The sequence below is a fragment of the Ruegeria sp. AH7 genome (assembly GCF_056541325.1).
Genome location: NZ_JBQFYF010000001.1, coordinates 61,573 through 81,875 on the forward strand (window position 1 = coordinate 61,573; position 20,303 = coordinate 81,875).

Genomic DNA, 20,303 nt, shown 5'->3' on the forward strand with positions numbered 1-20,303 from the left:
ATGAGCGATCTGAACAAACTGGGCCTGGCCGAGGCCCGCGACGCGCTGCGCAAGGGTGATGTGACCTCGGTGGAACTGACCGAGTCCTGCCTGAAGGCCATTGATGACGCCGACGCGCTGAACGCTTTTGTCCACAAAACGCCTGAAATCGCGCTGGAGCGTGCCAAGGCAGCGGACGAGCGCATCAAGGGCGGCGAAGCGCCGTCTATGTGTGGCTTGCCGATCGGCATCAAGGACCTGTTCTGCACCAAGGGCGTGCCTTCACAGGCGGCCTCGAAAATTCTGGAGGGCTTCAAGCCCGAATACGAATCCACCGTTTCTCAGCAACTGGCCGATGCCGGAGCCGTGATGCTGGGCAAGCTGAACATGGACGAATTCGCCATGGGCTCATCCAACGAAACCTCCGTTTATGGCAACGCAGTCAGCCCCTGGCGGCGCGGCAATGATGACGCGCAGCTGACACCGGGCGGTTCCTCGGGTGGCTCGGCCTCCGCCGTGTCGGCTGACCTGTGTCTGGCCGCGACCGGCACCGATACCGGTGGTTCGATCCGCCAGCCCGCCGCCTTTGTTGGCATCACCGGTATCAAGCCGACCTATGGCCGTTGCTCGCGCTGGGGCATTGTGGCCTTTGCGTCCTCGCTGGATCAGGCTGGTCCGATGACCAAGAACGTGCGCGACGCGGCGATCATGCTCGAAGCGATGTGTGGACACGACCCGAAGGACTCGACCAGCACCGAACTGGCCGTGCCGAATTTCGAGGCGATGCTAACCGGCGACATCAAGGGTAAAAAGATCGGCATCCCCAAGGAATACCGCATGGACGGTATGCCTGCCGAAATCGAAAAGCTGTGGGCCGACGGTGCGGCGATGCTGAAAGACGCCGGGGCTGAGATCGTCGACATCTCGCTGCCGCACACGAAATACGCGCTGCCCGCTTACTATGTGATCGCGCCTGCCGAGGCATCCTCGAACCTCGCCCGCTATGATGGTGTCCGCTACGGGCGCCGCGCGCAGTTGGCGCAGGGCGACGGCATCACCGAAATGTACGAGAAAACCCGCGCCGAAGGCTTTGGCCACGAAGTTCAGCGCCGCGTGATGATCGGGACGTACGTGCTGTCGGCGGGTTTCTACGACGCGTATTACAACCGCGCCCGCAAAGTCCGCACATTGATCAAGAAAGACTTCGAGGATGTCTTCGCCGCAGGCATCGACGCGATCCTAACTCCGGCCACCCCGTCCGCCTCCTTCGGTTTGGGCGAAATGACAGAGGCCGATCCTGTTCAAATGTACTTGAACGACGTCTTTACTGTGACCGTGAACCTTGCCGGTCTGCCGGGCATCTCAGTACCCGCAGGCCTCAACAAACAAGGGCTTCCTCTGGGTCTGCAACTGATCGGACGGCCTTGGGATGAAGGCGACCTGCTCAACACCGCCTATGCGTTGGAAAACGCCGCCGGGTTTGTGGCAAAGCCAGCAAAATGGTGGTAAGTCTCAGACTGCCTGATCACGAGTAACGGAGCGGTTGAATGCGTGTTTTTGCTTTGGTTCCTGTCATGGCCCTCGTTGCGGCCTGCGATACGGTCGCACCGGTGCAGGGAACGGGATTTAACACGCCAGCCTATCAGGCCCAACGTGAGGCACAATTGGCCGGGCAAGGGACCGTCGACAACCCATTGCTGGCACCAGTCGATGTCTCGCAACAGCCCTTGGGCACACCAGGTTCTGCCTTGCCGCAATCACTCGCCACTGGTGAGAATGCGGATATCGCCAACCAGGCTGCTGCTGCGCTGGCCAGCACCTCGGGCCAGACTGTTCAAACTGGTCCAGCGTCCAGCAATCCGGCGATTTCTGACGAACAGGATTTCGCGGCTGTCTCGGGCCGTCGCAGCATCGAATCTGACGCGGCACGGATTGAACAAAATCGCGAAACCTACGAGGTTGTCGCCCCAACCGCCGTCCCCGAACGTGGCGCAGATGGCCAACCCAATATCGTGCAATATGCGCTCAGCACCACAAACCCTGTTGGAACCCAGCTTTACAGCCGGGCGGGCTTTAATCTGCAAGCCAAGGCACAACGCAATTGCGCTCGGTTCCCCTCGGCGGATCAGGCACAGATCGAGTTTCTGACCAGCGGTGGCCCTCAGCGCGACCGCAAGGGGCTGGATCCGGATGGGGATGGCTTTGCCTGTAACTGGGATCCCAGCCCGTTCCGCAGTGCCGTCAGCAACTGATCACCCCTCAGCCATCTGGCATCCGTCGCCCAATTTCGGCGCGCGACGGGATGGGCTTAGTCCTCAGCTAATTGTCCTGCACTATACCGCGATGGGTAGCGCAGAAGCGGCGCTGGATCGGCTTTGCGACCCAAAGGCTGAGGTCTCGGCACACTACCTGATCGGCAATGATGGTACGCTTTGGCAAATGGTGCGCGAAGAAGACCGTGCCTGGCATGCCGGGGTAGGGGAGTGGCGCGGGCGACGTGACACCAATTCGCGATCTATCGGGATCGAATTGGACAATACGGGGCAGGTTCCGTTTTCGGAACTGCAAATGGCTGTTTTGGAAAACCTGCTGTTGGATGTTCAAGACCGTTTGGGGATCAAACCATGGAATGTAATCGGGCATTCGGACATGGCACCCCAGCGAAAATTTGATCCCGGACCCAAGTTTGATTGGGACCGCCTTGCGCGTGGCAGACTGGCTGTTGGGCCAACGCTTCTCAAGGGAATTTGTCTCGATGAAATGCCGCCAGATGAAAATCACTTTGCGTTCACTGCGATGAGAGCGGGATATCCAGAAGCCCCGACCGAAGATCTACTGAAAGCCTTCAGAAGTCGGTTTTTTCCGACGCGAAGCGGTCCGCTGTCCAAAAAGGACATGGGAGATATCGAAAGGTTGGCAGGGTTGATGGAACGACTTGACGGTATCCGAGCGGACGTTTAGTCGGGCTTTTGCGCGGAGGGCCGGATGGCCACTGGGGTCGCAAGACCCGAGAGGAAAGTCCGGACTCCACAAGGCAACGGTGCCGGGTAACGCCCGGGCGGGGCAACCCGACGGAAAGCGCCACAGAAATCAGACCGCCTGCGGCTTTGGTCAAAGGTAAGGGTGAAACGGTGGGGTAAGAGCCCACCGCGCCGCTGGCAACAGCGACGGCACGGCAAGCCCCACCGGGAGCAATGCCAAATAGGGTCCCCGCGCGGGCCGGTCGGCGCAAGCCGATACCGCCGCTAAGCACGTCTTGGCCCAGAGGGACCGGGTTGGCAGCTTGAGCCGCGCAGCAATGCACGGCCTAGAGGAATGGTCATCGAAGGGGGCAACCCCGGAACAAGATCCGGCTTACAGGCCCTCCGCGCGTATCTCAAATCACCCGACCGCTAAGTGGCGATCCGCCCACAGCCACACAGCCAGTATTCTCGGAACCCGTCTGCTGTTACCCTGACGTACATGGATTTTGTGAACCCGGGAGGAGTGGTATGAGTTTTCTTAAAACACTGGCATCCGTGGCGGTTGGTTTTGCGGCAGCAAAGGGCATGGAGAAATACAAGGAAATGGGCGGCATGGCCGGCTTGCAAAACATGATGCAAGGCACAGGCGGTGGTCTTGGCATGGACCAGCTTGGCAAAATGGCCGAGCAGTTTGGCATGCCGGGCGGCGCATCCGGATTGCAGGACATGATCGGCAAGATGGGGCTGGGCGGCGGGGCAGCCGGGGCTGCGGGCTTGGGCGGTTTGCTCAACGCGATGCAGGGTGCAGCCAAGACTAGCGGCCAGCAAACTGCCGATATGATGGAAACAGTGCTCAGCGGCACCCCAGCCGGGGCTGCGATGGAGGAGCAGGCCAAACTCATGCTGCGCGCGATGATCCAGGCCGCCAAGGCGGATGGAGAGCTGGACGAACAGGAAAAGCAAACGATCATCGGCGAATTGGGTGATGACATCAGCGACGAGGAACGCGCCTTTGTCCTCGACCAGATGGAGGCGCCGATTGATGTCATGGGACTCGCTGCTGATGCGGGGGCGCCCCTCAAGGCACAGATCTACGCAACCTCTTTGGCCGCGATTCGTTTGGATAACGAACGTGAGGCATCCTACCTGCTTCAATTGGCAACCGCTCTGAGCCTATCAGAGGCCGAACGGGATCAAATTCACACCTATATGGGCGCACCGACCTTGCCTCGTTAGGTCAGCAACGAAACCTGCGCATTGAAGGTGTGATTGGCCTTGACATGGGCGGTGCACAGCGTAAAAGCGCACGCTCATAGGAATTCAACCGAAGGGCCCTGCCTTTTCGGACGCAGGAGATAACCATGGCGAAGCCGACGACAATCAAGATCCGTCTGAACTCGACCGCGGGCACGGGCCACTTCTACGTGACCAAGAAAAACGCGCGCACCATGACCGAGAAAATGACCGTTCGCAAATACGACCCGGTCGCTCGCAAGCATGTCGAGTACAAGGAAGGCAAGATCAAGTAATCTGCCGTTCTGCTAAGACTTTCGGGAAAGGCTCTGCTTTGGCAGAGCCTTTTTTTCTTGCCCGGTGACAAGCAATACAGCGATCCGATCGGTCAACGGGCCGTTGCAGCGACGCATCACGCTTGGGGCCAATCGTTTTGCCTGCGGCTTGCTTTTTACCAAACCCTGCAAGTACGGTTCAGCAAACCGCCACAAAATGTTGAGCGCCATGAAAAAAATCTTGTTATCCACAACCATCGTTCTGGCCCTTGCGGCCTGTGAAGATCCCTTTAACCGGCAAGGTGTTGGGTTCACTGGAATTGATGGAGAACCCCGCACCATCTCGGACGTTCCCGGCGCGGTCGCCTTTGTACCGCCAGCGACCAATGTTCCGGCAGAGTTGGCCGAACTGCCAACCATCGCTGTAATTAGTGATCAGGTTGACCCTATCAAAAAGGCGCGGGTGGCCATCGACAATGGTGGTGTGAGCCCGGACAACGCGGTGCAATTGTCTGGCAGCGCGACCGATCTGTTCCTTAGCACGGTCGATGTGAACGGCACGGTCTATGGTGTTCTGCGCACCCGCAACAGCGCGACACGCGTGGATAACTCGATCGGTGCAATCTTTGGAGACGAGACCGAACGCTTTACAGGCTGTCTGGCAACTGGTGATGTTTTCGGAAAAGGATCGTCAAGCCGCAGCTCTGGTTTTGCCGTTCCACTGAACTGCAGCTAGTACAGCCAACAATCTCTATTCGGATACCCCCGCTTAAAAGGCGGGGGTTTTCTTTTGCAACATGACGTTGGACAAAAGAAAAGGGCCGGTCTTTCGACCGGCCCATATGCATTTGCAATGCTGTGAAGCTTTATTCCTGTTGCCCCATGAACATCAGCAGGAACTGGAACATGTTCAGGAACGAGATGTACAGGCTCAGCGCGCCGTCAAAGGCGGCTTTGTCCAGCCATTCCTGATCGCCATGTGCGGCATGTGCGACATATGTGTTCTTGATGTCCTGCGTGTAGTAGGCGGTCAGACCCGCAAAGATCAGGATACCGATGGCCGAGATGGCCAGCATCATCACGCCCGATTGCAGGAACAGGTTGATCACCATCGCCACCAGCAGGCCGATCACACCCATCATAAGAAAGGTGCCCATGCCGCTGAGGTTCCGCTTGGTGGTGTAGCCATAGAGGCTAAGACCACCAAACGCGATTGCGGTGACCAGGAAGGTCTGTGTGATCGAGTAAGGCGTAAAGATCATAAAGATCGAACTCATCGACACGCCCATCACGGCCGCGAAGACAAAGAAGCCAAGCTGAACAGTCGCGGCGGAACCGCGACGCATCAGAGCGCCCCAGCCGAACAGGATAAAGGCCAGCGGTGCAAACATGACAACCCACTTCAGCGGCGAAAGAAACAGGGTTCCGCCCAGGCTGGTCAGATAACGGTCAGCGCCGATCTGCGCCACTGCATTTGACGGGTCGCTGGTGACCGCAAGCCCGGCAATCGCCCAGGCTGCCAATGCTGTGATCAGCATGCCGACGGACATTGTGCCGTAGACTTTGTTCATATGGGCGCGCAGGCCCTGATCAATCTCGGCGGCGCGCGCGCCGGATACCGTCCGGACCGTGTCGAATTGTGCCATCAAAGGGTCTCCCTTTAGCTCGTGTTATTACGCCCCGGCAAAGCGGGGCGGTTTCTCGTTAAATATCGGCAACTAGGGGCTGTATTTCAAGAGTTTCCGGCGGAAAACCGACTAAAACACGTAACAAAAAAGGCGATAGGCAACCCAGCGTCACCTATCGCCTTAAAAACATGAGCATACGAGTCATCTTTTCCAGTAGTTTGGGGCATCCCAAAGGTAGCGGCGCGCTTCTTCCATCGCCTCTTCTCGGGTAATTCCCATGTCTTCCAAAGACGTATTGTCCAGCTGCATCAATCGGCGGCGCTGGCGCCTCACTGCTAACATGTGTTGGATCAACGACATCATAGGGCGCGTTGCGTTTTGACGGGTCTGTTTGAGTGCAATTTGGGTCATAATCATTGTCCTTTCTGCATTCTCTGATGGTTTCCCGAAAACCAATCAACTTCCTTGATGTATATGGCAAACCATGTCATATTTTAAAAACGAATATTTTTGATGAGTCACATAAGGGATCGTGAAGATGCGGAATCTGGACATTACCACCTTACGCTCGTTCATGGCGGTTGCCGATCAGGGTGGGGTCACCCGCGCGGCTGGTTTTCTGCATCTGACACAGTCTGCCGTTTCGATGCAGCTTAAGCGTCTAGAGGAGTTGCTGGGCCTTGAACTGCTGGATCGCAGTGGGCGCACGATCGCGCTCACCGCCTCGGGTGAGCAGTTATTGACCTATGCGCGTCGAATGATCGCGCTGAATGACGAGGTGATCTCGAAACTGACTGATCAGGCGTTCGAGGGCGAAGTGGTGCTGGGCGTACCACATGACATTGTCTACCCGGCCATCCCGCGCGTTCTGCAACGGTTCAACACCGACTTTCCACGGGTACGGGTGCAACTGGTGTCATCCTATTCGTTACAGTTAAAAGACATGCTCAAGCGGGGCGAATGCGATGTGATCCTGACCACCGAGCCGACCCCTGTTGATGGGTCCGAAACCATCGCTGAACTACCGCTGCGCTGGATCGGTGCGCAGGGCGGGTCTGCCTGGCGGAAGCGTCCATTGCCCTTGGCTTTGGGGCGCCGGTGCCTGTTCCGCCCGCAGGTGATCGCGGCATTGGACGCGGCTGGCATCCCTTGGGAATTGTCGGTGGAAACCGAGAATGACCGAACCATCGAAGCCACCGTCAGTGCCGATCTGGCCGTTCATGCCATGCTGGACGGAACCGAGGCCGCGCATCTGGAACAGATTGAATCAGGTGGTGCGCTTCCGGAATTGCCTGCCCATATGATCAACCTCTATGGCGGCAATGAAGGGCGGGATCCGATTGTCGATGCCTTGGCGCATCTGGTCAGGCAGAATTTCCGCATGCTCGGGGGCAGCCAGCTGCGTGCGGTCGCGGGATAGGTCGTTTAGATTGTGATAACGACCTTGCCGGTGGACTTGCGTTCTTTCAGCAGCTGCATTCCCTGTGCGACTTCGGACAAGGGTAAGATGTGGCTGATATGCGGCTTGATCTTGCCTTCACTGTGCCAGCGAAACAACGTGTTGAAACTGTCCCTTACGATTTCGGGTCGGAAGGTCAGATAACCGCCAATATAGAAGCCAATCACCGTCAGGTTTTTGACCAGTAGGTGATTGGCAGGAATTTGCGGAATCTCGCCACCGGCAAACCCGATGGGCAGCAGACGCCCTTCGGGGTTCGTGGCCCGAAAGGCCGCTTTGAACACGTCGCCACCGATTGCGTCATAGACGACATCTGCGCCACCCAACGCTTTGACCGCGTCTCTTAGGTCTTCTGAGGTGTCGATCAAGTGATCTGCGCCCGCAGCTTTGGCAACGGCCAGCTTGTCCGCCCCGCGTGCCTGCGCGATCACGGTTGCCCCCATCAACTTACCAATCTCGACCGCTGTCAGGCCAACCCCGCCCGCCGCGCCGGTAACCAGCAGTGTTTCACCCGGCTGCAACCTGGCACGGTGATCCAGTGCCAGGTGGCTGGTTCCATATGCGATCTGGATCGCCGCCGCCTCTTCGAAGCTGATCGTGTCGGGCAGTGATATCACCCGTGCGGCGTCAAAAACCCCAAATTCCGCCAGCCCACCCTGTCCTGAATAGACGGCCACGCGATCACCAATGCTGATGCCGCTTACATCGGCACCCACCGCATCTATGACACCCGCAACCTCCATCCCCAATGTGAACGGAGCGGCGGGCGTGTCCTGATATGTCCCTTTTTGCATCAGAAGGTCGGCAAAATTCAGCCCGCAGGCTTTGATCGCAACGCGCACCTGACCCAAGGAGGGATTAGGTGTGGTGATCTGGCAAAGCTTGGCCTGCTCACCTGCGGATTGAATGTGAAATGCCTGCATAATCTGATCATCTCCCTGCACCGGGCATAGGTGCGTTTTGCACGGGACTTGTCAATGATATTGGGCGGCCGAGCTTGACCCAAAAAGCAACACGGTGTTCGCGGCTTTGGCCAATCAGGGACACAACCATAAACCATCGTTCTGGCTGCATGACTCAACCATCTTGAAAAATGATCAAAAAAAAGTAATAAAGGCAGCTAGTGCTGTAATCGGGGGAGGCACGATCCGTATTAGGGAATGGTTAAATTCCATTCTCTAATGTTGCGATACCGGACGTCGCGCAATCCCGATCAGATGTTTGTGTACTAAAGGAGAATACCAATGACTCATCACGTCGATGTCCATGTGGGCAAGCGCGTTCGGCATCGCCGCTGGCTGATTGGGATGACCCAACAGCAATTGGCGCAGCAAGTTGGTATCAAGTTTCAACAGATCCAAAAATACGAAACCGGTGCCAACCGAATCAGTGCTTCTCGCCTTTGGGACATTGCTGAGGCATTGGAAGTTCCTGTCAGCTTTTTCTTTGAAGGGCTGGAAGAGGTTCAGAAAAGCGCGGATGAAAAGAAGTCTGTGCCTGCGGACCTGATGGGGGATAAGGAAGCGTTGGATCTGGTGCGCTCTTACTACGCAATCCCGGAAAATCAGCGCCGCCGTCTGTTCGAATTGGCACGGGTTCTGAGTGACGTAGCGTGATCTGATCGCGCGCGCTTGACTTTGACAGGCGTTGGCCGCACCAGTGGCCCATGCACCAGACCCATCTGACCGATATGGATGTTGCTGAAGAAATGGCCGACGCGGCGCGCGCGGCCATTCTTCCGCATTTTCGCCAACACGATCTTGAAACCGCTAACAAGCTGGAAGGCGGGTTTGATCCCGTCACTATCGCAGATCGCGCGGCTGAAAAAGCAATGCGCGAGGTGTTGCAACGTCTTCGCCCCGATGACGGCATCTTAGGTGAAGAGTATGGCCAGTCCGAAGGCCAAAGCGGTCGCGTTTGGGTTCTGGACCCAATCGACGGAACGCGCGGATTTGTCAGTGGCACACCGACGTGGGGCGTTTTGATCGCGCTCAGCACCTCAGCCGGCCCAGAACTGGGGGTGATCGATCAACCCTATATAGGCGAACGGTTCAGAGGGTCGTCCGAGATTGCGCAGCTGACCGGGCCCTTGGGCACATCACAGTTGGCGACGCGTGCAGTAAAGACGCTCGAACAAGCCACCCTGTTCACAACCTTCCCTGAAGTCGGCACCTCTGAAGATCGCGCAGGGTTCGAAGCTGTGTCAAAACAGGTACAACTGACGCGCTATGGCATGGATTGCTATGCCTACGCGCTGCTGGCTGCGGGACAGGCGGATCTGGTGATCGAGGCGGGGTTGAACGCCTATGATATTCAAGCTCCGATTGCGGTGATCGAGGCTGCTGGTGGCATCGTAACCGATTGGCAAGGCGGACCCGCGCATAATGGTGGACGTGCCCTTGCAGCTGCCAATGCCGAGATTCATGCGGCCGCGCTAGACATCCTGCGCACCTACTAAACCATTGCCCCAGTAACGCCCTGACGCTAAACCGGTATCAGCCGGTTCTTACGCCTGTTTTCCACCGGCCTCGCATTCCTTGCATGAGACAGGCAATTGCAGGAGTGCCGCTATGACTGAATTTCTTATCAAAAACGCAGATACCATCCTGACCATGGATGATGACCGTCGCGAGCTAAACGATGCAGATATCCTGATCCGCAACGGCCAGATCTCGCAACTTGGTCACGGGCTGACGACAACGGGCGAGATGCATGATGCCGGGGGCTGCGTGGTCACGCCGGGTCTGGTGAACACGCATCATCACCTTTACCAGACCCTGACCCGCGCGGTTCCGGGCGGGCAGGACGCGTTGCTGTTTGGCTGGCTGCAAACGCTCTATCCCATCTGGGCGCGGTTCGGGCCGGAGCAGATGTTTACCTCAGCCCAGATCGGGCTGGCCGAGCTGGCACTATCCGGCTGCACCCTCAGTTCCGATCACCTGTACCTCTATCCCAATGGCGCACGGCTGGAGGATACGATTTCCGCCGCCTCGGACCTGGGCCTACGCTTTCATCCCACCCGCGGCGCGATGAGCATTGGCGAAAGTGACGGGGGCCTGCCGCCGGACAGTCTGGTTGAGGCTGAAAATGATATCCTGAACGACATGATCCGCGTTGTGGATGCGTTCCATGATCCGAGCGAGGGATCGATGTGCCGGGTTGGCCTCGCGCCCTGTTCGCCCTTTTCAGTCAGCCGGGACCTGATGCGCGATGCCGCTCTGCTGGCGCGCGATAAGGGCGTCATGCTGCACACCCATTTGGCCGAGAATGACGAAGATATCGCTTATTCCCAGGCGCAATTTGGCTGCCGTCCGGGCCAATATGCCGAGGATCTAGGCTGGACCGGCCCCGATGTCTGGCACGCGCATTGCGTCAAGCTGGACGGGGCCGAGATCGATCTGTTCTCGAAATCCGGAACCGGGGTAGCCCATTGCCCTTGTTCGAACTGCCGTCTCGGATCGGGTATCGCACCGGTGCGAACCATGCGCGATCAGGGCGTGAATGTTGGGCTCGGCGCGGATGGGTCGGCCAGCAATGACAACGGCAATCTGATGCTTGAGGCGCGGCAGGCGATGCTCTTGCAACGTGTCACAAACGGGGCCGACGCCATGTCGGCCCGCGAAGCGCTGGAGATTGCCACACGGGGTGGCGCGGATGTGCTGGGGCGGCCCGATTGTGGGCGATTGATGCCGGGTAAACGGGCTGATATCGCCGTTTGGGATACCCGTACAAGCCTCGAAAGCGCGGGCAGCTGGGACCCCGCTGCTTTGCTGTTGGCCGGGCCTATGCAGGTCAAACACCTGTTCGTCGAGGGGCGTCAGATCGTACGGGACGGTCATATTGCAACGATTGACTTGCCGTTGGCCATTGAGCGGCAGAACGCATTGGCGCGGGCGTTGCGGGATTAACCCGCGCGCTGCCCGTTGATCCAGACGTCGGCAATGGCGCGGTCGTCGCCCATCATGATGGTCGGGAAGACTGCTTCCCACAGATCATCCGCATGGGCCTCGCGCTGGGCGATGGCTGGGGTCGAGGCAAGGTCGATGACAACCAGATCGGCCTCCATCCCCGGGGCGACGTTGCCGATGCAGTCGTCCATCCGCAGTGTCCGGGCTGATCCGACTGTACCCAGCCACAGCAATTGCGCCGGATGCAGAGGGCGCCCGCGCAGTTGGCCGATCTCATAAGCGGCGGCCATCGTGCGCAGCATCGAAAAGCTGGACCCGCCGCCGGTATCGGTCGCCAACCCGACCCGGTGGCCGTCATGGATCAACCCATTCATGTCAAACAGGCCCGAGCCGATGAAGGTGTTCGAAGTCGGGCAATGCACCAGCGCTGCATCAACTTCACGCAACCTGTCGCGTTCACGGTCTTCCAGATGGATAACGTGACCGTAAAGACCATTTCGACCTAGAAGACCGAATTTCTCATAGGTGTCCAGATAGTCCCGCGCATTCGGGAACAGCGACCTAACCCATTCGATCTCATCCGTCTGCTCGCTCAGATGGGTTTGCATCAGGCAATGTGGATGTTCTGCCCAAAGCGCCCCCAAAGCCTCAAGCTGTTCAGGCGTGGATGTGGGCGAAAACCGAGGTGTGATCGCGTAAGACAGACGATCCACGTGGTGCCATTTCTCCAGCAGCGCCGCGGACTGGTCATACGCTGTTTGCGCATTGTCCTGCAAACCCTCAGGCGCGTTGCGATCCATGCAGGTTTTGCCAGCTACAACCCGTTGCCCGCGTTGTTGCGCGACCGAGAAGAACGCATCGACGCTTTCGGGATGGATCGTGCAGAAGCTGCACATGGTGGTGGTGCCATGCGCCGTTGTCAGGTCGAGATAGCGGTTCGCGATCTCGGTCGCATAGTTGGTATCGCCGAACTTCATCTCTTCGGGGAAGGTATAGGTGTTCAGCCAGTCGATCAGCCGTTTGCCCCAGCTCGCGATCATGGCGGTTTGCGGGTAATGGACGTGAGGGTCCACAAAACCGGCCATGATCAGGTGGTTGCCATAGTCCCGAGTTTCGGCACCCGGATGAGCATCGGCCAGCGTGTCCAGTGAACCGACAGCTTGCACGCGCCCGTCTTCGATCACCAGCGCCTCGTCCAGACGGGTCGCGTCGGTAGGTACCCCGTCAAAGGGCGATCCGTCGAAACTCAGTATGCGCCCTTTCAAAAGCGTCTTTTGCACCATTCGCCCTGTTCCCTAGCTATTTGAGGCCACGGATCAGCATATGCGGGCGAAAGATGCGGGTAAATCGGCGTATTGTCATTGTTTTCCGGTAGCTGCTTCTTCTAATTAGGGATCAATGACCGACTAAACGGGGGCAGATATGACGACAGGCTTTGATGAACCCGTAAGTGACTCGACCTCTGACGAGGATGCCTATGCGCTGGATCGCCGGACTGTCGCGACCATTCTCTATGCCGTGGACGTGGATGATCGGGCCAAGCTGATCGAGCTGATGGAGCCGCTGCACGCAGCCGACATCGCCGACCTTTTGGAACAGATCAACCCTTATGACCGTGCCCGGCTGATCCGTCTGTATGACAAGGAATTTGACGGCGACATTCTCTCAGAACTGGATGAATCGGTCCGAGAAGAAGTCATCAGTGTCCTGAATCCCGATGTTCTGGCCGAAGCCGTTCGGGACATGGAAAGTGACGATGTCGTTGACCTGCTGGAAGACCTTGAAGAGCCGCAGCAGGAAACCATTTTGGACGCGCTGGAGGATTCCGAGCGCGTCGCGGCAGAGCAGGCGCTTGCCTATCCGGAAAACTCGGCCGGTCGCCTTATGCAGCGCGAGGTGGTCATGGCGCCCGAACACTGGACAGTGGGCCAGGCCATCGATTTCATGCGCGCCAATGACGACTTGCCTGAACAGTTCTATCACGTCGTTCTGGTCGATCCGCGCCTGAAACCCGTGGCACAAGTTACCTTGGGCAAGCTGATGGCAACCCGGCGCGAGGTTCCCCTGCATGATCTGACGGAAGAGGAATTTCATGTCATTCCCGTTGATCAGGACGAAGAGGATGTGGCCTACGCGTTCAACCAGTATCACCTAATCTCGGCCCCAGTTGTGGATGCTGATGGCCGACTGGTCGGCGTAATCACCATTGACGACGCGATGGTGGTTCTTGACGAGGAGCATGAGGAAGACATTCTGCGTCTCGCCGGTGTCAGCGACGAAAGCTCGCTGTCGGACAGCGTTGCCGCAACAAGTCGTCGGCGTTTGCCGTGGCTGGCGGTGAACCTGTGTACGGCCATCTGCGCCTCGCTGGTGATTTCACAATTCGAGGCGGCGATCGATCAGTTGGTGGCGCTGGCGATCCTGATGCCGATTGTGGCCTCGATGGGGGGGAATGCGGGGACCCAATCGCTGACTGTTGCGGTGCGGGCGCTGGCGACGCGCGATCTGACTGCCGCCAATGTCATGCGCGTGATCCGGCGAGAGCTGTTGGTCGGCATGCTGAACGGGCTGTGTTTTGCCATCGTGTTGGGGACGGTAGGAATGCTCTGGTTTGATTCTCCACTGCTGGGCGTCGTGATTGGATCAGCCTTGGTCGTGAACATGATCATCGCGGGTTTCGCGGGTACGGTAGTACCTGTGGTGCTGGACCGACTGGGTGTTGACCCCGCTCTGGCTTCGGGGACATTTGTGACGACCACAACGGATGTCATGGGGTTCTTTATCTTCTTAGGACTGGCCAGCGTGGTGCTTTTGTGACCGATCTGACTGAAATCAAGGCTTCAGCGCGCAAAGCGGCCTTCGCCCGTCGCAAAGCCGCGTTTGATGCGCGCCTGCCCGGAGCCGCAGGACGTCTGTCCGAGGTTTTGGCAGGCTACCGCGGTGTGCCGCTGTCCGGCTACATGCCGATCCGAACCGAGATCGACCCGCTGCCTGGCATGGCTGAGGCTTCGGCCTATGGTCCGGTTGGTGTTCCGGTTATTGAGGCTGCCGGTCAGCCGCTTAAGTTCTCGCGCTGGACACCGGAAGGCAAGTTGAAAGACGGTCCTTTTGGCGCAAAAGTGCCTGAGGTTGACGACTATTTCGACCCCGAAATCCTGATCGTTCCACTGGTGGCCTTCGATGCGCAGGGCGGGCGCCTGGGGTATGGTGGCGGATTCTATGACCGCACGCTGGAAGGGTTGCGCGCCAAGCGTCCGACGCTGGCCATCGGCTTTGCCTTTGATGCGCAAGAGGCCGAGGGGCTACCGCTGGAACCCACAGATCAGCCGCTGAACATGGTCATTACCGAGAGCCGAGTGCTGAGTTTCGGGGGCTAACCCATATTCTCGGCTCGGAAATACTCCCATGCATCCTGCGTTGAGCCATCGGGCAGGGTGCATGTCCCGGTTTGGCCATCCTCGCCATCGACGATCTGATACTGCCCACCTTTTTCGCCGCAGAAGGTCGCTGCCGGGTTGGCCAGCCCGGTCGTGGGCTCCGAAGGCTGATCGCAGGCGGCGAGGGGGGCAAGAAGGGCGGCGAAAATCAGTTGGCGGGTCATGAATGTCTCCGATCCAATGCAGTTTTGCGCTCTATCGCCATAGTTTAACCGCTTGTGCTTGGCATTGACCACACTTAGGACGGTTGGCATGAGGATACTTTTTCTGGGTGACGTCATGGGCCGCGCGGGACGCACGGCCATCCAGCAGCATCTGCCGCGTCTGCGCGATGAGTGGCGGCTGGATTTCGTTGTGGTCAATGGCGAGAACGCCTCGAACGGGATGGGCCTGACCGGCGATCACTCCAAGCTGTTGCTGGATGCAGGTGCAGATTGTGTGACGTTGGGCGATCATGCCTTCGACCAGAAAGATATGCTGCAGTTCATCGAGAAAGAGCCGCGCATCGTGCGCCCGGTGAACTTTGCCAAAGGCGCACCGGGGCGCGGGCATCGCTTGTTCAACGCGCCTGGAGGCCGAAAGGTGCTGGTGGTTCAGGTGCTGGGGCAGGTCTTCATGAAACGGCCCTTTGACGACCCGTTCTCGGCCATTGAACCGATCCTGAAATCCCACCCGCGCGGCGGGCAGGCGAACGCGATCATCGTCGATATGCATTGCGAGGCGACGTCCGAAAAGATGGCGATGGGCCATTATTGCGACAAACGCGCCAGCCTCGTGGTGGGGACACACACACATGTGCCCACGGCAGACTCGCAGATCCTGCCCGGTGGCACGGCCTATCTGACGGATGCGGGGATGTGCGGCGACTATGACTCGGTCATTGGTATGGACAAGGTCGAGCCGCTGCGCCGGTTCATTACCGGTATGCCAAAAGCTCGATTCACCCCCGCGAATGGCGAGGCAACGTTGAGCGGTGTATTCGTCGAGACCAACGATCAGGACGGCAGTACAAAAACCGTGCGCATGGTACGCGTCGGTGGGCGGCTAGAGCAAACGGGTCCGTAAAGGCTTGCCCTGCCTCGCGCAATGCGGGAAACTACCCGTCAGGCGCTTGGGCCAGGGTTCGGACAGAATACCACGAATGCACTTCCTTTCACTGACAGACACCGGCAGCGCAATTCTGGCGCTTTTGATTGTTGCGGGCATGTTCGTCATGTTCCTGCGAGAAGTTTACCCGACCGAGGTGGTCGCCATCGGTGGTGTTGCTTTGATGCTTGTGACGGGAATACTGCCCTATCAAAGCGCGCTGGCCGTCCTGTCAAATCCCGCCCCTTGGACCATTGCGGCGATGTTCATCATCATGGGGGCACTGGTGCGAACCGGGGCACTGGATGCCTTTACCTCGACTGCGCAGAAACAGGCGCAAGTGAACCCGAAGATTGCCATCGCCTTGCTTATGGCATTTGTGGTTCTGGCCTCGGCGGTGGTCTCTAACACGCCCGTTGTTGTTGTGATGATCCCGGTCTTTGTCCAGATCGCGCGCACGCTGAATGTACCAGCCTCGAAACTGCTGATCCCGCTGAGCTATGCGGCCATTCTGGGTGGAACGCTGACCCTGATCGGAACCTCGACCAACCTGCTGGTGGATGGTGTTGCCCGCGCGCAGGGTATGCAGCCCTTCACGATTTTCGAGGTTACCCCGCTGGGCATCGCGCTCGTCATCTATGGCATGGTCTACCTGCGCTTTGTTGCGCCCCGCCTGCTGCCGGAGCGCGACAGTATGGCATCGCTGCTTAGCGATCGCTCCAAGATGAAGTTCTTTACCGAGGCCGTCATCCCACCCGACAGCAACTTGATCGGGCGCGAAGTAACCGGCGTGCAGTTGTTCAAACGCCCCGGCGTACGACTGATCGACGTTGTGCGCGGCGATGACTCGCTGCGTCGCAATCTGCAAGGCGTGACGCTCGATGTGGGTGATCGGGTGGTTCTGCGCACCGAGATGACCGAACTTTTGAGCCTGCAACGCAACAAAGAGCTAAAGCGGGTTGATCAGGTGTCGGCGATTGAGACCAAAACGGTCGAGGTACTGATCACTCCGGGCTGTCGTATGGTTGGACGCACACTTGGGGCGCTCAGGCTGCGACGGCGCTATGGTGTTTATGTTCTGGCGGTTCATCGTCGGAACCAGAATATCGGCCGACAGTTGGATGATCTGGTCGTTCGCGTGGGCGATACTTTGTTGTTGGAAGGCTCACCTGCCGACATTCAGAAACTGGCCGCCGATATGGATATGGTCGACGTCACCCAACCTTCGGCCCGTGCCTTTCGTCGCAGCCATGCACCGATTGCTATTGGTGCACTGGTTGGCATCGTCGCGCTGGCTGCGCTGGGTGTCGCGCCAATCCTATTACTGTCGATTTTGGCGGTCGCAGTCGTCCTGGTCACGCGTTGCATCGATGCGGATGAGGCGTTTTCCTTTGTTGAGGGCCGTCTGCTAGCCCTCATTTTTGCAATGCTTGCCATCGGGGCCGCTCTCGATGCTTCGGGTGCAGTGTCGCTGATTGTCGAAGCGATCGCGCCTTCGCTTGGGCTATTGCCACCTTTCTTGATCATATGGGCGGTATATCTACTGACCTCGGTCTTAACTGAACTGGTATCGAACAATGCGGTTGCAGTTGTGGTTACACCTATCGCCATCGGGTTGGCGCAAGCTGTCGGGATGGATCCACGCCCCTTGGTTGTCGCTGTCATGGTTGCGGCTTCGGCGTCTTTTGCGACGCCCATTGGATATCAGACCAACATGATGGTCTATGGTCCCGGCGGGTACAGGTTTACTGATTTTATGAAGGTAGGCATACCGCTCAACCTGACGGTTGGGCTGCTGGCATCGCTGTTGATTCCGTTGATCTGGCCTCTGTAAAATCGGCGCAAGCTTGCCGTCCCGCTGGGGCAACCCTTGTAAAATCACGCGAACATACAAAGCTTTGTGCATGTGATTGTGCAGAAGGAATTGGATCATGTCTGCGAGAGTAACCGCAATTTGCGCAGCAACGGCTTTGCTGACGGGAATGGGTCAGGCGGGTATCGCCGGAACCGTCGAAGGATCCGCCACCTATCGTGAACGGATCGCTGTGCCGCCAGATGCCACCTTGTTTGTCGAACTTCAGGATGTCTCTCTGGCGGACGCACCTGCTGTGACCTTGGCCGCTCAACGCTATGCGCTGACAGGTGTTCCTGCACATTTTGAGCTGACTTATGACGACGCACTGATCCAGGACGGACACCGCTATAGCGTTCGTGCGTCGATTTCGCAGGGTCAAAGGCTGTTGTTCACTACAGATACCAGTTACCCGGTTCTGACAAACGGTGCCGATGATGCGGTCGATCTGATCTTGGTTCAGGTGCAGAGTGAACCATCACTGGACAACACAGAATGGATTGCCGCAACGCTGAACGGCGCTCCGATAGAAACTGAGCGAACGCCAGAGCTGATCTTTGCGCAAAACGGCGCCTTCTCCGGGACTGGTGGGTGCAATCGGTTCACTGGTCAGGCCGAGATATCCAGCAACCAAATCGACTTTCCGGACAATATGGCCGCAACCCTAATGGCGTGCCCACCCCCGTTGGATGAGGTCGAACGTGAGTTTCTCAAAGCGCTGCAAACCATCACGAGTTTTGTGCGGCAAGGGGACGCATTGGCGCTGTTGGATGGGGCGGGTGAGCCGGTCATCAAACTGGTACGCAAACAGTAAGCTTAGTTAAGCCACCGCACGTGACCGACCTGCATTGCGGCCCGAGAAGATACAGCCACCAAGGAACGTGCCCTCAAGCGCGTTGTAGCCATGATAGCCTCCGCCGCCAAAGCCCGCGACCTCTCCGGCGGCGAACAGGCCGGGCACCATTTGCCCGTCAGCACCGATCATCTGGCTGTCCAGATTGGTCTGCAGCCCGCCCAGGGTCTTGCGGGTCAGCACATGCAGTTTGACCGCAATCAGCGGGCCATTGGATGGATCAAGGAACTTGTGCGGCTTGGCGGTGCGGATCAGTTTGTCCCCGCGATAGTTGCGCGCTGCCAGGATCGCCATCATCTGCGCATCTTTCGAGAACGGATTGTCGACCTGAGAATCCCGCGCCTCAATCTGTGCCCGCAGATGTGCCTCGTCAATCAGACCGCCGCCCAACTGGTTCATGCCACTGACCAGTTCGGTCAAGGTATTGGCAACGACAAAATCCTCACCCTTTTCCTTGAAGGCCTCGACCGGTGCGGTGGCTTTCGAGCCCGATAAAATGCGCTGCCGGATGACCTCTTTCCAACTGCCCGAGGTGAAATCGGGGTTTTGTTCTGATCCGGACAAAGCGAATTCTTTTTTGATCACCTTCTGCGTCAGTACAAACCAGCTGTAATCGTATCCGGTTTTTAGGATCTCGCGCAGGGTCCCCAACGTGTCAAAGCCCGGCAGGCAAGGAGGTTCCATCCGGTTGCCAGTCGCGTCGAACCACATCGAGCTTGGTCCGGGTAGAATACGAATGCCATGGGCGGGCCAGATCGGATCCCAGTTTTTGACGCCTTCGGTATAGTGCCACATGCGATCGCCGTTGATCACATGCCCCCCTGCCTTTTCGCTGATCGCGATCATGCGGCCGTCGACGTGAAACGGAACGCCAGCGACCATGTCTTTGGGTGGCTTACCCAGACGATCTTGCGGCCAGTTCTTCCGGACCATTTCGAAATTGCCACCGATCCCGCCAGAGGTGACGATCACCGACGGTGCGTAGAACTCGAACTCTCCAACCTCTTCCCGGTTGGTCTTGCCGCCGCGCTGGGCGGTGTCGTCGGCCAGAACCTCACCCGACACGCCTTTGGCGGTACCGTTTTGCATGATGATGTGGCTGACCTGATGGCGGAACTTCAACTCGATCAAACCGGCGCTGACATGATCTTTGACGCGGCGAATGAAATGTTCCAGAACGCCGGGCCCTGTGCCCCAGGTGATATGAAATCGAGGGACCGAATTGCCATGTCCATTGGCGAAAGACCCGCCGCGTTCGGCCCAGCCCACCACTGGGAACCAGCGCAGACCCATCTCATGCAGCCATGGCCGCATTTCTCCAGCCGCAAACTCTACATAGGCTTCGGCCCATTTGCGCGGCCAGGTATCTTCGTCACGGTCGAACTGAGCGCTGCCCATCCAGTCGCGCAGGGCCAATTCATTACTGTCCTTGATCCCCATACGGCGCTGTTCCGGCGTGTCGACCATGAACAGGCCACCCAGGCTCCAGAACGCCTGACCGCCCAGAAAGCTTTCGGGTTCCTGATCAACCATGATCACATTTTTGCCGCGGTCGCCCAGTTCGGCCGCCGCGGCCAGACCGGCCAAACCGCTACCAACAATAACTGCATCTGCGGTGGTGTTGGTCATG

General features: G+C 58.2%; 22 protein-coding genes and 1 other RNA gene. 16 read left to right on the forward strand and 7 right to left on the reverse strand.

Features of this window, described 5'->3' with window-relative positions:
- The 6 genes from gatA (at position 1) to rpmG (ending at position 4,471) form a co-directional block, all read left to right on the forward strand.
- Positions 1-1,488, forward strand: coding sequence for an Asp-tRNA(Asn)/Glu-tRNA(Gln) amidotransferase subunit GatA (gatA, locus tag ACR0JX_RS00310; protein WP_480540398.1), 1,488 nt, complete (start codon positions 1-3; stop codon positions 1,486-1,488).
- Between the two features lie 38 nt (positions 1,489-1,526).
- A complete protein-coding gene (locus ACR0JX_RS00315) occupies positions 1,527-2,231 on the forward strand; it encodes a hypothetical protein (RefSeq protein ID WP_480540400.1) in 705 nt (234 codons plus the stop codon).
- Positions 2,176-2,940 (forward strand): N-acetylmuramoyl-L-alanine amidase, encoded by a 765-nt coding sequence (locus tag ACR0JX_RS00320; RefSeq protein ID WP_480540402.1) that lies wholly within the window; start codon positions 2,176-2,178, stop codon positions 2,938-2,940. The genes ACR0JX_RS00315 and ACR0JX_RS00320 overlap by 56 nt, the downstream gene beginning before the upstream one ends.
- A 12-nt stretch (positions 2,941-2,952) precedes the next feature.
- An RNA gene (gene rnpB / locus ACR0JX_RS00325) (RNase P RNA component class A) lies at positions 2,953-3,352 on the forward strand.
- 118 nt (positions 3,353-3,470) lie between these two features.
- A complete protein-coding gene (locus tag ACR0JX_RS00330) occupies positions 3,471-4,178 on the forward strand; it encodes a DUF533 domain-containing protein (RefSeq protein ID WP_480540404.1) in 708 nt (235 codons plus the stop codon).
- A gap of 125 nt (positions 4,179-4,303) precedes the next feature.
- Positions 4,304-4,471: a 50S ribosomal protein L33 gene (gene rpmG / locus ACR0JX_RS00335; RefSeq protein WP_005630270.1), complete on the forward strand. Its 168-nt coding sequence runs from the start codon at positions 4,304-4,306 to the stop codon at positions 4,469-4,471.
- A 12-nt stretch (positions 4,472-4,483) separates the two neighbouring features.
- Here rpmG and ACR0JX_RS00340 read toward each other — a convergent pair whose 3' ends face one another.
- Positions 4,484-4,681, reverse strand: a complete 198-nt coding sequence (locus tag ACR0JX_RS00340; RefSeq protein WP_480540406.1) for a hypothetical protein — start codon at positions 4,679-4,681, stop codon at positions 4,484-4,486.
- On the opposite strand from ACR0JX_RS00340, the gene ACR0JX_RS00345 reads away from it, so the two are divergent.
- On the forward strand, positions 4,680-5,186 hold the full coding sequence (locus tag ACR0JX_RS00345) for a hypothetical protein (protein ID WP_480540408.1): 507 nt from the start codon (positions 4,680-4,682) through the stop codon (positions 5,184-5,186). The two genes, ACR0JX_RS00340 and ACR0JX_RS00345, sit on opposite strands and share 2 nt — an antisense overlap.
- 130 nt (positions 5,187-5,316) lie before the next feature.
- On the opposite strand, the gene ACR0JX_RS00350 is transcribed toward ACR0JX_RS00345, so the two are convergent.
- Positions 5,317-6,096 (reverse strand): Bax inhibitor-1/YccA family protein, encoded by a 780-nt coding sequence (locus ACR0JX_RS00350; RefSeq protein ID WP_170531842.1) that lies wholly within the window; start codon positions 6,094-6,096, stop codon positions 5,317-5,319.
- 183 nt (positions 6,097-6,279) lie between these two features.
- Entirely contained in the window at positions 6,280-6,489 is a 210-nt protein-coding gene (locus ACR0JX_RS00355) for a YjiS-like domain-containing protein (protein ID WP_480540410.1), read from the reverse strand.
- Positions 6,490-6,616: 127 nt separating this feature from the next.
- On the opposite strand from ACR0JX_RS00355, the gene ACR0JX_RS00360 reads away from it, so the two are divergent.
- Positions 6,617-7,498 carry a LysR family transcriptional regulator gene (locus ACR0JX_RS00360; protein WP_170531846.1) on the forward strand — a complete coding sequence of 294 codons (882 nt, stop codon included), beginning with the start codon at positions 6,617-6,619 and terminating at the stop codon, positions 7,496-7,498.
- A gap of 5 nt (positions 7,499-7,503) precedes the next feature.
- Here ACR0JX_RS00360 and ACR0JX_RS00365 read toward each other — a convergent pair whose 3' ends face one another.
- Positions 7,504-8,460 (reverse strand): NADPH:quinone oxidoreductase family protein, encoded by a 957-nt coding sequence (locus ACR0JX_RS00365; protein WP_480540412.1) that lies wholly within the window; start codon positions 8,458-8,460, stop codon positions 7,504-7,506.
- Between the two features lie 321 nt (positions 8,461-8,781).
- Between ACR0JX_RS00365 and ACR0JX_RS00370 the strand changes: the two genes are divergently transcribed.
- The 3 genes from ACR0JX_RS00370 to ACR0JX_RS00380 all read left to right on the forward strand — a co-directional run bounded on the left by ACR0JX_RS00370 (position 8,782) and on the right by ACR0JX_RS00380 (position 11,445).
- A complete protein-coding gene (locus ACR0JX_RS00370; protein WP_480501238.1) occupies positions 8,782-9,153 on the forward strand; it encodes a helix-turn-helix domain-containing protein in 372 nt (123 codons plus the stop codon).
- 50 nt (positions 9,154-9,203) lie between these two features.
- Positions 9,204-9,995, forward strand: coding sequence for a histidinol-phosphatase (hisN, locus tag ACR0JX_RS00375; protein WP_480540414.1), 792 nt, complete (start codon positions 9,204-9,206; stop codon positions 9,993-9,995).
- A gap of 112 nt (positions 9,996-10,107) precedes the next feature.
- Positions 10,108-11,445: an 8-oxoguanine deaminase gene (locus ACR0JX_RS00380; protein WP_480540416.1), complete on the forward strand. Its 1,338-nt coding sequence runs from the start codon at positions 10,108-10,110 to the stop codon at positions 11,443-11,445.
- On the opposite strand, the gene guaD is transcribed toward ACR0JX_RS00380, so the two are convergent.
- The gene (guaD, locus tag ACR0JX_RS00385) at positions 11,442-12,728 is read right to left on the reverse strand and encodes a guanine deaminase (protein WP_480540418.1); all 1,287 of its coding nucleotides are present in this window, start codon (positions 12,726-12,728) and stop codon (positions 11,442-11,444) included. The genes ACR0JX_RS00380 and guaD overlap by 4 nt on opposite strands.
- A gap of 139 nt (positions 12,729-12,867) precedes the next feature.
- Here guaD and mgtE point away from each other — a divergent pair, with 139 nt between their 5' ends.
- Together mgtE and ACR0JX_RS00395 are read left to right on the forward strand one after the other, a co-directional pair.
- Positions 12,868-14,262, forward strand: coding sequence for a magnesium transporter (mgtE, locus tag ACR0JX_RS00390; protein ID WP_480540420.1), 1,395 nt, complete (start codon positions 12,868-12,870; stop codon positions 14,260-14,262).
- Positions 14,259-14,822: a 5-formyltetrahydrofolate cyclo-ligase gene (locus ACR0JX_RS00395; protein ID WP_480540422.1), complete on the forward strand. Its 564-nt coding sequence runs from the start codon at positions 14,259-14,261 to the stop codon at positions 14,820-14,822. The genes mgtE and ACR0JX_RS00395 overlap by 4 nt, the downstream gene beginning before the upstream one ends.
- Here ACR0JX_RS00395 and ACR0JX_RS00400 read toward each other — a convergent pair.
- Positions 14,819-15,046, reverse strand: coding sequence for a putative hemolysin (locus ACR0JX_RS00400; RefSeq protein WP_480540424.1), 228 nt, complete (start codon positions 15,044-15,046; stop codon positions 14,819-14,821). The two genes, ACR0JX_RS00395 and ACR0JX_RS00400, sit on opposite strands and share 4 nt — an antisense overlap.
- A gap of 88 nt (positions 15,047-15,134) precedes the next feature.
- Between ACR0JX_RS00400 and ACR0JX_RS00405 the strand changes: the two genes are divergently transcribed.
- The 3 genes from ACR0JX_RS00405 (at position 15,135) to ACR0JX_RS00415 (ending at position 18,634) form a co-directional block, all read left to right on the forward strand.
- Entirely contained in the window at positions 15,135-15,947 is an 813-nt protein-coding gene (locus ACR0JX_RS00405; RefSeq protein ID WP_480540426.1) for a TIGR00282 family metallophosphoesterase, read from the forward strand.
- A gap of 76 nt (positions 15,948-16,023) precedes the next feature.
- Positions 16,024-17,802 (forward strand): SLC13 family permease, encoded by a 1,779-nt coding sequence (locus ACR0JX_RS00410; protein ID WP_480540428.1) that lies wholly within the window; start codon positions 16,024-16,026, stop codon positions 17,800-17,802.
- A gap of 97 nt (positions 17,803-17,899) precedes the next feature.
- Entirely contained in the window at positions 17,900-18,634 is a 735-nt protein-coding gene (locus tag ACR0JX_RS00415) for a YbaY family lipoprotein (protein ID WP_480540430.1), read from the forward strand.
- Between the two features lie 6 nt (positions 18,635-18,640).
- Here ACR0JX_RS00415 and ACR0JX_RS00420 read toward each other — a convergent pair whose 3' ends face one another.
- Positions 18,641-20,302 carry an FAD-binding dehydrogenase gene (locus ACR0JX_RS00420; RefSeq protein WP_480540432.1) on the reverse strand — a complete coding sequence of 554 codons (1,662 nt, stop codon included), beginning with the start codon at positions 20,300-20,302 and terminating at the stop codon, positions 18,641-18,643.
- Between the last annotated feature and the right edge of the window lies 1 nt (position 20,303).

Excerpts from the sequence above, each read along its gene's own strand:
- gatA (WP_480540398.1), top strand. The coding sequence starts at position 1 with ATGAGCGATCTGAACAAACTGGGCCTGGCCGAGGCCCGCGACGCGCTG.
- ACR0JX_RS00315 (WP_480540400.1), top strand. The coding sequence starts at position 1,527 with ATGCGTGTTTTTGCTTTGGTTCCTGTCATGGCCCTCGTTGCGGCCTGC.
- ACR0JX_RS00320 (WP_480540402.1), top strand. The coding sequence starts at position 2,176 with ATGGCTTTGCCTGTAACTGGGATCCCAGCCCGTTCCGCAGTGCCGTCA.
- ACR0JX_RS00330 (WP_480540404.1), top strand. The coding sequence starts at position 3,471 with ATGAGTTTTCTTAAAACACTGGCATCCGTGGCGGTTGGTTTTGCGGCA.
- rpmG (WP_005630270.1), top strand. The coding sequence starts at position 4,304 with ATGGCGAAGCCGACGACAATCAAGATCCGTCTGAACTCGACCGCGGGC.
- ACR0JX_RS00345 (WP_480540408.1), top strand. The coding sequence starts at position 4,680 with ATGAAAAAAATCTTGTTATCCACAACCATCGTTCTGGCCCTTGCGGCC.
- ACR0JX_RS00340 (WP_480540406.1), bottom strand. The coding sequence starts at position 4,681 with ATGGCGCTCAACATTTTGTGGCGGTTTGCTGAACCGTACTTGCAGGGT.
- ACR0JX_RS00350 (WP_170531842.1), bottom strand. The coding sequence starts at position 6,096 with ATGGCACAATTCGACACGGTCCGGACGGTATCCGGCGCGCGCGCCGCC.
- ACR0JX_RS00355 (WP_480540410.1), bottom strand. The coding sequence starts at position 6,489 with ATGACCCAAATTGCACTCAAACAGACCCGTCAAAACGCAACGCGCCCT.
- ACR0JX_RS00360 (WP_170531846.1), top strand. The coding sequence starts at position 6,617 with ATGCGGAATCTGGACATTACCACCTTACGCTCGTTCATGGCGGTTGCC.
- ACR0JX_RS00365 (WP_480540412.1), bottom strand. The coding sequence starts at position 8,460 with ATGCAGGCATTTCACATTCAATCCGCAGGTGAGCAGGCCAAGCTTTGC.
- ACR0JX_RS00370 (WP_480501238.1), top strand. The coding sequence starts at position 8,782 with ATGACTCATCACGTCGATGTCCATGTGGGCAAGCGCGTTCGGCATCGC.
- hisN (WP_480540414.1), top strand. The coding sequence starts at position 9,204 with ATGCACCAGACCCATCTGACCGATATGGATGTTGCTGAAGAAATGGCC.
- ACR0JX_RS00380 (WP_480540416.1), top strand. The coding sequence starts at position 10,108 with ATGACTGAATTTCTTATCAAAAACGCAGATACCATCCTGACCATGGAT.
- guaD (WP_480540418.1), bottom strand. The coding sequence starts at position 12,728 with ATGGTGCAAAAGACGCTTTTGAAAGGGCGCATACTGAGTTTCGACGGA.
- mgtE (WP_480540420.1), top strand. The coding sequence starts at position 12,868 with ATGACGACAGGCTTTGATGAACCCGTAAGTGACTCGACCTCTGACGAG.
- ACR0JX_RS00400 (WP_480540424.1), bottom strand. The coding sequence starts at position 15,046 with ATGACCCGCCAACTGATTTTCGCCGCCCTTCTTGCCCCCCTCGCCGCC.
- ACR0JX_RS00405 (WP_480540426.1), top strand. The coding sequence starts at position 15,135 with ATGAGGATACTTTTTCTGGGTGACGTCATGGGCCGCGCGGGACGCACG.
- ACR0JX_RS00410 (WP_480540428.1), top strand. The coding sequence starts at position 16,024 with ATGCACTTCCTTTCACTGACAGACACCGGCAGCGCAATTCTGGCGCTT.
- ACR0JX_RS00415 (WP_480540430.1), top strand. The coding sequence starts at position 17,900 with ATGTCTGCGAGAGTAACCGCAATTTGCGCAGCAACGGCTTTGCTGACG.
- ACR0JX_RS00420 (WP_480540432.1), bottom strand. The coding sequence starts at position 20,302 with ATGACCAACACCACCGCAGATGCAGTTATTGTTGGTAGCGGTTTGGCC.